At 45.9% G+C, this 13697-nt stretch carries 8 protein-coding genes; 2 read left to right on the top strand and 6 right to left on the bottom strand.

The features are described from left to right. The 4 genes from QUB44_RS20930 to QUB44_RS20915 all read right to left on the bottom strand — a co-directional run. Positions 1-1204 (bottom strand): DUF262 domain-containing protein (locus QUB44_RS20930; protein ID WP_333370421.1); only part of this gene is annotated, 1204 nt, incomplete at its 3' end. A 159-nt stretch (positions 1205-1363) separates the two neighbouring features. Further along, complete coding sequence (locus QUB44_RS20925; protein ID WP_333370419.1) at positions 1364-2434, bottom strand: aromatic ring-hydroxylating dioxygenase subunit alpha; 1071 nt, start codon at positions 2432-2434, stop codon at positions 1364-1366. Next, positions 2434-3120, bottom strand: a complete 687-nt coding sequence (locus QUB44_RS20920; protein ID WP_333370417.1) for a class I SAM-dependent methyltransferase — start codon at positions 3118-3120, stop codon at positions 2434-2436. Before QUB44_RS20920 ends, QUB44_RS20925 begins: the two co-directional genes overlap by 1 nt. Positions 3121-3419: 299 nt before the next feature. Next, positions 3420-5372, bottom strand: coding sequence for an FAD-dependent oxidoreductase (locus QUB44_RS20915; RefSeq protein ID WP_333370425.1), 1953 nt, complete (start codon positions 5370-5372; stop codon positions 3420-3422). Positions 5373-6540: 1168 nt separating this feature from the next. On the opposite strand from QUB44_RS20915, the gene QUB44_RS20910 reads away from it, so the two are divergent. Beyond that, complete coding sequence (locus tag QUB44_RS20910; protein WP_333370414.1) at positions 6541-8007, top strand: CHAT domain-containing protein; 1467 nt, start codon at positions 6541-6543, stop codon at positions 8005-8007. Positions 8008-8134: 127 nt separating this feature from the next. Continuing rightward, entirely contained in the window at positions 8135-10222 is a 2088-nt protein-coding gene (locus tag QUB44_RS20905; protein ID WP_333370412.1) for a hypothetical protein, read from the top strand. A gap of 58 nt (positions 10223-10280) precedes the next feature. On the opposite strand, the gene QUB44_RS20900 is transcribed toward QUB44_RS20905, so the two are convergent. Both QUB44_RS20900 and QUB44_RS20895 read right to left on the bottom strand, forming a co-directional pair. After that, a complete protein-coding gene (locus tag QUB44_RS20900; protein WP_333370411.1) occupies positions 10281-11225 on the bottom strand; it encodes a hypothetical protein in 945 nt (314 codons plus the stop codon). Between the two features lie 9 nt (positions 11226-11234). Further along, a complete protein-coding gene (locus QUB44_RS20895; RefSeq protein ID WP_333370409.1) occupies positions 11235-12845 on the bottom strand; it encodes a glycosyltransferase family 39 protein in 1611 nt (536 codons plus the stop codon). Positions 12846-13697: the final 852 nt, after the last annotated feature.

The raw sequence follows: 13697 nt of genomic DNA, 5'->3' as shown, positions 1-13697 counted from the left end.
CATATTTATTTAACGATTTTACTAGCTTTTTCATTTTAACTCTTTTTTGACACATTCGCCAAAGTGAGATGCACCCCATTAAACCTGCGGCAAGGCGGTCTAAATCTATAAAGAAACGCACCAAATTATCGGGGCTATTACGGTTGCGAGATAGGTAGAGAATCGCAGGCGGTATCCAGTCGAAATTATCAATCTTGTTTAACCATTTAAATAGTTGATTTATTTCCTCGGCACGCCGCTCGCTTTCATAGGTTAAGTTTTGAATTTCGGAAAAAGCCTTAGCATAAGGATCTAAAATTTCATCAATAAATTGCTGAGACCCTGCAGCAGGATTGATGTTTTCTTGAAACTCTTTAAGGATACTCTTGCTAATTTTTTTCTTTTCCTTAATCATGCGAATATGAGAAAACAACTCTTTGAATAACTCGCGTCCCAGATTCTCCTCGGTATCTTCCCACTTTTTAGTATATTTTTCTTGTTGGCTTTCGGTTATTTTTCCGATAATGTCCGCTTTCAAGATATCAGTTATGGAGAGATCCAATCCCCTGTTGTTCAACACAGAAAATATCCGATATGCAGAGTCAAAGTCAGGCGTATAAACCACTACCAAGAAGCACTGGGTAATGAGGAACTGGGCAAGACGTATACGGTGGGATTCCGCGATAGTCTGCAAACGTTGCAAGAATAAATGTGCATTTTGTTTAATAAGCTTCTGAGTATCCATCAGTTCAGCATTGTTCAAGTTTTTGAGCTTGTTAATACCACCTTCATTTTGAATATATGTCTTGAAAAAGTCTGCATCTCGCTCGCGCAAAGTCAAACGGTAACGATTATCTATACCCGCGATTAAGCTGCCTTTTTGGTATAGATAAGTGGTCAAATCATTGGCGTGTTCTGTTGGCAATGATGCTCTGAGAGCAGCTAGTAGTATGGTGAGAGTTGTTAGACGTTGCTGACCATCTACAATTTCAGCATCTGGCGGCCCAGATTTGATTAAAACAATGCTGCCTAGAAAGTATGGGTTGAGTTTATCAATCGTGTCGTTACCATCTCCCAATGATGTTAGCAGGTCTTCCAGCAGTTCCCCAGCTTGCTCATTTGTCCAAGCATAAGGACGCTGGTAGAGGGGAATGGTGAACATAAAGTCATCGCTAAAGATTTTTATAATGGGGTGTTCCTCACCCTTGATGCTGACACGGTTCATGCTGGAGTCCTGTGTTAGGTGTGGTTGGTAATTGCTTCTCGAAAGTCAATTTTCTCTGTTACAAGAATACCATGATCAAGCTTAGAAGATCTAACTCTCAACTTAGCCTATGCAGGCTAGTTTCATTCGTCCCCCCGCAGGTTTCAATCTCATCCTGAATTATCCATTTTCTGCCTGACTTCTCATCAACTTTTGCACGCTGGCTAAAGCTCGATTTAATTCATAACTTTTTCTTTCTGAATTCTGCAAAAAAGCCTGCTGTTCTTCCTCAATCATTAACACATCCTGCCGCACCAAACCATCTAATAACTTTTGAGCAGCACCGAAACAACTATCTTTGATAAACCTGCGAAACCAAATCGGCAATTTGTGCAGCCGCCAAAACGCATTTAATGAGGTAAAGTGAATTAAATAAGCGCGAGTTGCTGTCTCGCTGACCGGACAAACCAAGCAGTAAATCTTAAAGTCGCTCCCCAAAGTTGAAACCCAGTGCGGGTAAACATAACTCACCTCCAGCGGTTCCGGGTGCAGTCGGCGCAAAGACTTAAAAAATAACTGAGAAATTGACCAAATTTTATCTATTTTGTAATAACTTTGTGCCTGATAGCGAGCAGTTAATTGATGCTCGTTTTCTTCTAAAGTATCTAACACCGGATTTGCCCACGCTTGCCAATCATCGTGCAAGTGTCCGTGGTACATATCCATCAAGTTTTCAATTAAAAATGAATAGTGTGCCTGACAGTCGATGACTGAAACAGTGGCAATATAATTAAGATGTTCCCACTCTGGCAAATCCAGTAAATTAGTTTTTTCTGCTTGCGTTTCGTCGCCGGGAAACAGCCAGATAAAACCGTTTTTTTCCTGGACTGGATAGAAGCGAATTTTGCAGTTAGGTAGCTTTTGATTTTTGGCTAAATAATCGACTTCGGCGCATTCTCCCCTTGCATTTAACCGCCATCCGTGGTAAGCACATTCGATTAAATCGCCTTTAACTTGGCCGTGGCTGAGTTTGACTTGTCGGTGCGGACATCTATCTTCTAAAGCGTTGATTTTGCCTGCACTGTCGCGGAAAAGTACGATCGCCCGATTCCAGATTTTCGCAGCGACGGGCTGAGTTTGCACCTCGGTGCTGCGGGCGATCGCATACCAGCGATCGAGATTAATGCCCAACTCGCGGATGTGAGTTTTTTCTCCCCTTGCAGATACCGATTTTATCGCGTTGTTTTGCATTACAAATGTTCCCAAATTACGCCCATAAAACAACCCAATTTTACAAAATAACAGCCCGGAAAGCAACGACCGTAAATTTTTCTAAATTTCCGTTCTGACAAATACCTGTCGCTAGCTAAATGTTTCAACCAGCTTGGCGACAGTCTAAATCTTAATAATCTTAAAGCATTGCGAAATCCGTAGGTGGAACAGTCGGGTCTAAAATCTCTCGCTGCACCTAATATGTAGCCTATTGTAGCAGGTCTTTCGATTTCCGATATATTATCTAAAAAAACGATTTTTCCGTGCCGATTTAACAATTGTTTAATTACTGAGAGGGCGGCGGGGAGGTTGGGCAAGTGGTGAAAAGTGTCTGCACTAACTATTAAATCAAATTTGCGCTCTAACGTTAATTGACTGGCATCCATTTGGATATATTCGATATTGGGGGCTGAGCGTTTTTGACGGGCGATAGCCAGCATTTTCGCTGAAAAATCTACGGCGACTACATGATCGTAATACTGGGCCAATTCAAAAGCAAGAATTCCCGAACCGCATCCAATATCTAATGCTGTACCTTTGCTTGTCGATAGGTTTTTAGTAAAGAAATCGTTCTGATTTTGCAAGGTGGCGGCGAAATCGTATTCTGTTGCAAAAGCATCAAACATTACAGGTTTATTGCGAATTGTGCAGTTAATCTTCAGCATCTATTATTGCTTTATACTGATTCAATAATATTTTAACCGCATATTCACCCCGCTCAACGCAGATATTTTTTGGGTTCGCAAGCTCTGCCTTTTCTCCTCAGCGAAATCGCACCCACAAACCGTAACTAATCTTAAAAAAAGGATGCAACTGTAGTAAAGCTCCAAACCCTTATATAATCAGTCATTTCCAATTATTCAATTCTTTAATCTAAAATTTAAAATGGTATGGCTGGGGGCGGGTTTCACCGAGAATAGCAGCCGATAATTGACGATTTATAAAACCCGCCCCGCTGGAAACCTTAGATTTTTAACACGCCTTCGGGATTTACCGTCAAGAGCGATCGCCTCTGCAAACCCTCGTGATATAAAATAGCATTAGCTGCCAACAAACCGCTGCTAACCGCCCTTTCCATCAAACCGCACGGAAACGGCATTTTTACCCAATCTCCCGCAAACAAAAGATTGGGAACAGCGCAGCAAGTCTCCGGTCTTTCCGCATAGCTACCGGGCGGATATCCTGAGAAATTCTTTTGATTTACCAATTCCCGGTGCAGCATATTTGCCTCTTTTAATTCCGGTACAATTTCGTACAATTCTTGCTCAAAAGTCGCCAGCAAAACTTCCTGGTTCGGAAATTCCTTCTCCTTGTAACAATAAGCGTGCAGTTCCACTACACTACCGCCAGTTTTCTGATTCCACTCGATGAACTGATCCTGAATTTTGTGGTAAAGCGTAATGCTGTCAGTCAGTTTGTAGCCAGAAAGCGAACTGAAATTGCTGTGTTCCCACGGAAATTCGCGATCGAACCAAAAACGAGAGACGGCAAACGGATCGGCTATTTTCAAACTCTCGATCCGACTCTGCACCTGCGGATTTACCTCACCGCTAGCCAAACTAAACAAATGCTGCATGCCCGGAACATCTGCCGCCAAAACATAATAATCAGCCTTCAATGTTTCTCCCAGATTTTGCGGTTGGGATTGGTTAACCACTGCTGCTAACTTTACCTCATCGGCTTTTTCAGCGACTACCTTAAATCGAGGCAAATCCCGCTGAGCAGGCCCGCTCACCACTCGTCCTTCGCCATCAAAAACTGCGCCGTGACAAGGACAGTGAAATTGACCGTCGTTTTGTTTCTGAACTGTGCAGCCTTGGTGAGTGCAGCTCAGAGAAATTGCCTCTTTTCCCGACGGTGCGGCGGCAAACATGCTGTCCCCAGCGCCGAAATATTCGGTAGAGTTGCTGTCAGTTAACAGCGCGTTTCGCTTCACCCAAAAAGGTATTTTACTTTGCACGTCTCCAGACTGGTAACTCAGAGAATCTATCTTGCCGTTTTCCCATCGTATCTCACTGACTGCGACATCTGTCAATACTTTGCCACCTTTGCTTTCAATGGCTTTGGCAATAGGCTGCACCAAACTCGTGCCCATATCTTGCCGCGTACCGTTGAAGGCCAAACCCTCTGGATTTCCGAAAAAGTAAAAGTGGAAAAATTGCATTAATTCTCCCGCGCTCAATTCGTCGGGAGCGTTGAGGCTGGACTTAGCAAAAGGCAGAAAATACAAGTCATAAAGTCCGCGCGGAAATTCACCTTTTACCCAGTCGGCAACTGATATATTGTCGAGGCGATCGAAAGTTTTTTGAGTTTGAAAACCGCCGATTTCCCGGAATACTTGCCAGTGAGCGGGTTTTGTAAGATTGATTCCCCACTTGAGTCGGTTGGGAGAAGATATCCCCAAGTCAACTATATTCCAGGGAAAAGCTGAATGGTTGGGACGGAAAACTTCGGGTTTGTATTTGCCGTCTCGAAACAGAACGGCGTAGGATTCTAAAGATACGAAGTTATCGCTAATTTTTAGTTCTTCAACCACACTTTTAAGGTTGTAGTATTGCGGAAAAAAACCGTGGAAACCGTGTTCCATCATAAAAGTTTCGTTCCCGACTTGTATCGGCCAACTAGCGATTTTGCCACCGAGTTGGGGCGATTTGTCGAGCAATGTTACGGCGAAACCCCGCTGACTGAGTTCGTAAGCACAGGCGAGCCCGGCCAAGCCTGCCCCTACAACTGCAACGGTTTTGCGGTTATTCAGCATTCGCGGCAAGTCAATAGAATCTTGCACAAAAACGGCGGGCTCTGGCTTGGAAAATCGAGAGTAGCCCAGCAGCCCGCCGGCGGCACCGACTCCGAGGAATTTGAGGGCGGTGCGTCGAGAAACTGGTTGGGATAGTGGTGGATTGGTTGATTGACTCATCAGCGGTACGCGATAACGGGCTTTAAACACAAATACGCCATAAGGCATATATCATAGACCGAAATCACGATATGTGAAGAAATACTAAGACACATTCCCCAATCCGATCGCGATCCTCTTCGAGGGCTTCGCTAACGCACCGTGCCAAGTTTGATCGCACACAACCTATAGCAGAAGCAAGAAGGCTTTAGTTATCTAGGAGAGAAGCAAGAGAAAAGAAGGAAAAAGCTATCAACCGCATAGCGTAAAATTCTCTAAATAATTAAGTGTTTTTATTTATAACTTAGGAGTGTGTGTGATATATGTCACACTTATTGGAGCGATCGGGAAAAGTGCGATAAATTTTAGAGTTTTTAACTGCAGAGCGATCGCGCGCTTCCCCACCTGCCACGCAAAAAAATCGAACAAGCCGCATTAATTTATGTTCCTCAACTCTTGGCAATCGCCGCCAATTATGCTCAGAAATTAGGAGATTTGCGGGCAAAATCTTAGATCAAAATCAGTCTCGGCGAATTGTACGAAATAACCGGGTCGATATCCGAGGATAAACAATTATTCAGTCGAGCTTTAACTAAGTTGGCGCGAAAAAAAACCTAACTATTTTAAAATAAGTAAATACAGAGAATATATCTACTGAAATCACTCAATATATCGGCGATCGATGCAGGGTATTCCTCACTTAATACCAAGACAAAACCCTATTAAAACTAAGAAATGGGGATGTGTCGCAAAAAATCAAAGATGCGCGTATAGGTAATGCCGATTAAATGTAGCTGGCTGCTATGTAAAAAACAGGACTTACTACGTGAAGAAACCGGGTTTTTGCGTAAGTCCGGCTTATGCAAAACCCCTGCATAATTTACAAAAATTTATATAAACCGCGAATTTCTTAGTGCGGGGTCTCTGTTGCTGCTGGTATCCACACCCTACGATAGATATTTGGGGTTGGTCTTGAATGCTATAATTGTGTCGCGATCGCCAGCACAGTCAATCGATTTTAGATTTTAGATTTTAGAATTGAAGCATTGACCTCACGGATAAATTCGGGGGGCAAGTTTCATCGGATACAGGTTTTTTATTTCACCGGTCCTGAGTCTGCTTTCGGAATGAATCCGGGGGCTTGTATCCTGGATGCTTTCGGTCAAAATTCCCACCCACATCCAAACTTTTGCCAACTGCTGCCGCCAACGGCGCCATTAACCGCCCCAAAATCATGCACTACCAATCCCAGCAGCAACGCCAAAAACACGCGACTCAGAAAAAAATTAAAACCGCTATTTTTTACTGTTTGACAGCAATATTTTTCTGCTGGAGCACCGCGAACCTCCCTACAATTGCCCAAAACACAGACCAGGGCGGGCTTAACGGGCAAGAAATGAGAAATTTGCTCGATCGGGGAAACCTCACCGAAGCCGTAACCAGAATCGAAGAAAACTGGGAAGAAGAGTATCAAAACTACTTTGAACAAGACTTTGAGACCCGTGCGAAAACCGCAGAAGCAATATCAAAAACTCTCTCCCGTCTAGCAGTTCAAACAAAGAAAAAACCAGCTTTAATTTACGCTATTCCACGCACAGACCAACTAGAATTAATCTTAATATTGCCCGATCGCCCGCCCATTCTCCGCAGCGTCCCGGAAGCCAAACAAGAGAAACTGCTCTCAGTAGTCCAAGAATTCGGCAGCGAAATCACTAACCCGGTAAAACTCAACACCACCACCTATCTAGAACCCGCCCAACAACTCTACAAATGGATAATTGCACCCCTAGAAACAGATTTGCAAACAGCAAAAATTGAAACCTTGCTGTTCTGCGTCGGCGCAGGTTTGCGAACCGTACCCCTAGCAGCAATGCACGACGGAAAGCAATTTCTGATCCAAAAATACAGCCTCGCCCGCATCCCCGCCTTCAAACTCACAGACATCAATTACGCCGACCTCAGAAACGTGCAAGTCCTAGCAATGGGAGCATCAGATTTCGCAGAAACGGCGGACAAAGAACCGCTACCGGCAGTCCCGTTAGAACTCGGCGCGATCGCCCGACAGTGGCCCGGTCAATCCTTTCTCAACCAAGACTTCACCATAGTAAACTTGCAATCCCAGCGACTGCAACAAAAATACGGAATCATCCACCTCGCCACCCACGCCGAATTCCGCCCCGGAACCCCAAATAACTCCTACATTCAATTTTGGGACACCCAACTAGGCCTCGATCAAATGAGAGATTTAAAATGGAACAATCCGCCCCTCGAACTGTTAGTATTAAGCGCCTGTAGAACCGCCTTGGGAGACAAAGAAGCAGAACTCGGATTTGCAGGTTTAGCGCTGCAATCCGGAGCAAAATCAGCCCTCGCCAGCTTGTGGTACGTCAGCGATGCGGGGACTCTCGCCCTGATGACAGAGTTTTACCAGCAGTTAAAAATCCGCAGGCCAAACGACCCTCCAATCATTAAAGCTGAAGCAATGCGGCAAGCACAAATCGCTGCGATCGAAGGCAAAGTGACGATCGAAGGCGGTCAACTGCGAAGTTCCCGAGGCGAAACTCCCTTGCCCCCGTCCATCCCCAAACTCGACAGCAAAGATTTATCGCATCCGTATTATTGGGCAGCATTCAGCATAATCGGCAGTCCTTGGTAAGTGGGCCTCTTGACCGACACAGGTGATAGGCTATAAAACATAAGTAATTTAATATCTGTAGCTGTCGCTCAACAAACCACCACCAACCTGTGACGAATCAAGCGGGAGCCTTCAAGGGGAAAGAAAGATGAAAAAATTAGAATTTTTGCTACAGAAAGAAGGCGATCGCGCCTGGTTGCCCCTAGAAACCTCCGACGTGGAAATTCTAGAAGGTAAATACCGCGTCGTTGCTCGCATTCAGCACCCCAACACCGACATCGAAATTCGCGTTACCCATACCTCCTTTGACCAAGGGGCGCAGCGGAAAGTCCAAAGCCGATCGGCCCGCACCAACCCCGAAGGATTAGTCGTGATCATTCCCTACACCAGGCTCAAACCCGGACTGTGGGAACTCTCCTGCTTGCCAGATCCCAAATCAACACCACTAAAACCTTGGCAGTACGGCGTTCAGTTGGAAGTATTGCCTGCAGAATCGGAAACCTCCGAACCCCTACCGCCGATCGACCAAATCGAACCCGCAGCTTCCCCCTCACACTCAGAAAAGGCAGCACCGATTGATCGCCCAGCCCCACAAATCGCTTCCCCGGTCGATCGCCCCGCACCACCCCAAATCCCAGCAGCCGATTCAGCACCGCAGCAGACCAAAATCTACCAATTCCCCATTCCCCAAACCCCCGAACCCAAACCGGGTGTCAAACTCGAACTTGCCCTCGATCGAGAAACCTTCGTCACCCAACTCGGTCGCCCCTTAATCATTTCCGGCAAAATCGACATTCCCCAACACCCGCAACCAAGCAGAAAAACAGCAACTCTTATCCCCGAATCCGAAGCGCTAGAACTGAAACAACTCATCGGTTCAGCACAACTGCAAATTTACCTGCGTGACCCCCAAACCTCAAAAATTCTCGCAGAACTCCAGCAGCCAATGCCAGAACAAGTTCCCCCCTGCATCTTTGCCTGCGTCACCTACATCCCAACCGAGTGCAAAAGCCGCCTAATTTTAGGAGAAGCAATTCTCAGCAGCGGCGGCGTCACCCTAGCCACCAAACTATTCACAATTACAGCCCGTTTAGAACACCTTCTACAGGAAATTAAAGACAATTTTATCGAAGAAAAGCATCAAGCCGAACCCTCCCCAACAGCCTCAAAACAGCCTGGAAGCGCCAAAAATATATCCTTCCTCAAGCTAGTAGAAAAATCCTTAGACCCTCCCTCCCCCGCCGAAGCCCCAAGCAAGGAAGCCCTACCGCCTCTACTGGCTTCACGTCACACCCCAAGTGCAGGCGGTCTAGAATTGCCCGCATTCGGTAACAAACTGCCCGAAAGCAGCCGATCGCAATTGCTTTCGGAAATCTCCAATTCGCCTCAAACTGCCGCAGAGTCGATCGACCCACAAACCAAACCCTCAGACATCCCAACTTCCCCTAAAACAGCGGAAATCGGAGCGATCGACCAAAAACCAGAAAACAGCCCAGAACCAGAAACAACAGCCCCAGAAACCCCGCCAGCACCCACAAAACAGGCATTTCAAACCTTAAACGTCGAAAGTCGATTTTGGTCGCGACTGAGTTCCTTAGCCAGCAACGGCGAATCCCCCGACTGGCTGAAAGCAACCACCCTGTCACCCACTCCAAAAGCCGCCGCAAATAGCAGCGACGAAATTGCCGTTGTGGAAGAAAGCAGCGCAACCCAGCAGCAACCCGAAACCAGCGAAACAATTTCCGATCCCAAATCTACTAGCCCGGAAGCCAGAGAATTTGTGGTTTTTGACGAACCCCCGCAACCGAAACAAGTTGGTCAAAAAACCACAACTGTCGCCGCAGAAGACACTCCCCCGACTCCCTACGTTTTGCCAGAAGACGAGTTAGTACCGATGCCAATTTTGGAATTGCCGCGCGCCGAAATCATCGCGGGCCAGGCTGTAAACGTGCAAGTGCAACTCCCGGAATTAATGCCCCGGATTTATGTGAAAGTTTGGGTGTACGATCGACAAACCTACCTGATTCTCGACGGGCCGCGCTGGATTACCGAATTTAAAGCTAACGGGTTAGGAAATGTTCGAGCAAGTATCGAGTTAGAGATTCCCTACGGCTGCATGGAAGTCGAATTTGAGGCGATCGCCGTCGAAATGCAAACTCAGCGGGAAAGCCACAAAATAAGCGTTCACCGCCAAGTTTTACCGCCAGCCGGGCCAAGTTTACCCCTCGAAGGGTAAGCCCAAATCCGCGTGCATCCCCGTTCATCCGCTGACATCTGCGGTTAAAAAATCCTACTTACTTCCCCGCCAACTGCCGAAACTTCTTCTTAAACTTATTCTTATACACGTAGATTGATCGCTGTAAATCCTCAACTTGCAGCGACATATCTGCAGCCAAACCCGTGCGGTTCCAAACATCCTCCTGACACTTGCGGCGGCAAAAATTCATCGGTTCCGAGTAAACTTTCCCACTAGATAAAGTTGGCTTCGGCCCGCACCAGTGAATCACAGTCGCCTGAGTGCGATCGCCCCCAGGCCCGCTTTCTTCCACCGGAAACTGCTTTCTCAGCAAATCCTGGTCAAAATCCGGCACCAACAACTGCATATCCACATTCTGCACACGCAGCCGCTTTTCTTGTGCCGCCCGGAAAATCATAAAGTTCAAAAACCCCATTTCTCCGTACTTAAATATCCCCGGATTTACCGCCGTAAAATCTAAAATTTCCACGTATTCTTCCAAGCTAAAAACGCCGCGTTTAGCAAAGAAAGTACCCGTGCAGAAATAGTTCGATCGCGATTCCGACCACCGAAAATTCGGGAAATGCTTTTCAACGCCCGGAATGTCAAAGAAAAATTCCGAAATATCCGCATCCGGGTAATCGTAACAAGGCTTGTCTACAATAAAATCAAAGTCTTGAAAATTAGCCAATTTGAGAACATCGCCCCAGACAATCGTATCGGCATCCAACACCATAAAATTTGACCACGGACTTTCCCAGAAAGCAATCATTTTAGTTTTGCCCCAACCAAAACTTCTTTTTCTGAGAACTTCTTCAGAAACAGTTGTGCGATTGATAACCCGCACCCCATAGGATTTTTCCAAAGCACTCACAGAAAACGTACCGTCAATCAACAGACAAATCGGCACATCTCCCAGGAAATAGCGGATGCTAGCACAGCAACCCTTAGCAAACAGATAATCTTGGTCGCAGCAGGCAATAATAATACCAAAGTCTTCCATAAACCCTCACTATTTTACTAACTTGCCTAGCCACAGCGTTTCGGTTTTTTGTTCTGAAAGCAGCTCGATTTTCAAGTTTTGCATTTTCGCCAGCTTAGCACTAAACTTCTGCAATCGCCCGTAGACAAAAACATCGCTAAAACCGCTAGGAATATTGGGTATAGTTGGTCTGCCAAACAACTGAGCTCGACGGCGCGCTTCCGGGTCAAGCAACACCAATTGCAGCCGCACTTTCGGTTCTAACAAATGACTCATTGACAGTATATTTCCCAGACTGACTTCCGAGATATCACTGACAAGCAGCGGCTTTGGGGCACGATCAATCCTGCGAGCAATTTCGGGATTTTCCCTGCCCCATTCCTTCGTCCACCAAGTCTCGGCTTGAGAACTAACGGCATTCGACAGCAAGCCGCCCGTTAACAGTACAACTGTCAAAACTTTCCACATTTGCCGTTTCGAGCTTGGCACGCCCAGCGCGGTAATTTTAGTCGCTAACAGGTAAGCAACAGCGATTTGCATCCCCAAATAAGTCGGAAATAGGTAGCGAGCTTTAGTCGATCGGATTCCTCCCAATATAACATCCGGCAGCACGAGTGCCAGTGCTGTCACCGCCATCATCGTCACCACAAACAGCCAAACCTGTTTGTTCGTCTCCGAACACAGAAAATAAACGGCATACCCTACGATTGTCAATAAAATTAAAGTCGCTGCCACTAAACCAATAAGATATACGGATATCGCATTAGAACTTAGCCCGAAATCAAAAAAAATGCGACCGATATTTCCGGCCCAATTTTTAACTAAAGATAGCCTCTGACTTTCTAGATTTGCCCAACTTGTCGCCCCGGATGCTGCACTTTTATTTATCACTAAAATTACCATCCAAGGCAGAAATACTAGCAACGACACGGCAATTGCGATCAAGTAATTCACTAGCTTTTTATTCGAGGTAAAACCTTGAGTTCCTAAGATATAAATTCCGTGTCCTAACGCAACTAATAGACTAAATAAATGGGTGTAAAATCCCATAATATTTGCTACTGCGTAAATGCTCCAACTTAGCTTGTTTTGCAGCCGCAGTGCTCGCAGCAGAGAGGCACAAGAAAGCAAAATCAGGGCCGGCCACAAACTGTAGGGACGTGCTTCTTGAGCGTAAAGCACGTGTAAGGGAGAAACTGCTAGCAATCCCACAGCTATCCACGCCACTTCCGGCGGTGCAAACAATTCTCGGCACAGCCAGTACAGGCCAGGAAACGCTAACAAACTCATCCAAACTGAGAAACTTCTCGTCGCTGCGGGAGAATCACCGAATAGTTTTGCCCAACACTTGACTACCAGAAAATATAGTGGAGGCAGTTGAGGTTCTTCTATTGCCAAACTTTTAACAGTATCGCCAAAATTTTTTGTCGCATTGGGGCGCTGATATTTCATCAAATCTTTTGCCCCTACTAACTGACCGCCGCTTATTTCATGAAGCACTTCTGTTTGCGTGTATCCAGAAATCCGCAGGGAAGTAAATGCTTCATCGTACCAATAATATTTTTTGTCGATGTTGACGAAGCGAAAGAACACTCCTAATAGCAATAATACCACTACTAAAAGCCGCACTTTACTTTTCATTACCGTCATACATGGTGTAAAAAAAGATAGATGGTACGCCTCAATGTAACATACCATATAAAGAGCGAGTGCATTGCCCAATCTACAGGTTGTTCGATCGCCCTCCCATAATTTGCAATTTACTTGTGTTCTTAGCACATTAAAACCGTGTTGGAGGCACTCCTTACTCTCATAAACTCGGTTTTTCAACTTCGAGCGATCGCCTAAAAGCAAGTATTTGCGTTCCTAAAACCCGGTTGATGCATCCAGGAACCCGGAGAATCAATGGATACTTTGGCAGTGGCATAAATCACAGAGAAAATGTGCTTTGAGATCCCGAGGCTGTGCCAAAAAAATAACTGGTTGTCAAATGCAAGACAGCGAGGCCACAAAACTATAATTTCAGCTAACAGAGATTCAGTCGGCTGCTGCTGCCAGACCGCAAAAAAATTGTGTTAAAGTAGCGGGAAATTAAATCTGCCGACGACCCGTCTCAAAAATGGCGATCGCCCTGGCAAGTCCAGACGGCAGCGGGCATCAAAAAACCAAAATTGGTCAAGCCTGAACTTTGGTTTGGATCGGGTAAATCTACCAGCCTTTAGCTCTCAGTTTCCCACTCATGGCGGGAAAATAGCCCCTGCCGGGTCGCGAGGTTTAAAGTTAGGTTAAAAACCTTGACATTATAGGATATAAAGCTGTATAAGGGATGCGACAAGCAGCCACAATCCTACCTATAACTGTCTGTTAAGTCTGGCGTAACGCAGGACTCTGGGCAGTTGTCAGTTAGAGGCAGATTGTGGTCGAACCCGTAGAACCAGTTGTCGATCGCCCGCAAAGCAACTCAAGCAAGTCGGGCGATCGAGAGATGAAATT

It is taken from the genome of Microcoleus sp. AT3-D2, from assembly GCF_036705715.1.
Classification (GTDB): domain Bacteria; phylum Cyanobacteriota; class Cyanobacteriia; order Cyanobacteriales; family Microcoleaceae; genus Microcoleus.
Note: the sequence above shows the minus strand (reverse complement) of the source record. Positions and strands in the feature narration are given on the sequence as shown.

Excerpts from the sequence above, each read along its gene's own strand:
- QUB44_RS20925 (WP_333370419.1), bottom strand. The coding sequence starts at position 2,434 with ATGCAAAACAACGCGATAAAATCGGTATCTGCAAGGGGAGAAAAAACT.
- QUB44_RS20920 (WP_333370417.1), bottom strand. The coding sequence starts at position 3,120 with ATGCTGAAGATTAACTGCACAATTCGCAATAAACCTGTAATGTTTGAT.
- QUB44_RS20915 (WP_333370425.1), bottom strand. The coding sequence starts at position 5,372 with ATGAGTCAATCAACCAATCCACCACTATCCCAACCAGTTTCTCGACGC.
- QUB44_RS20905 (WP_333370412.1), top strand. The coding sequence starts at position 8,135 with ATGAAAAAATTAGAATTTTTGCTACAGAAAGAAGGCGATCGCGCCTGG.
- QUB44_RS20900 (WP_333370411.1), bottom strand. The coding sequence starts at position 11,225 with ATGGAAGACTTTGGTATTATTATTGCCTGCTGCGACCAAGATTATCTG.
- QUB44_RS20895 (WP_333370409.1), bottom strand. The coding sequence starts at position 12,845 with ATGAAAAGTAAAGTGCGGCTTTTAGTAGTGGTATTATTGCTATTAGGA.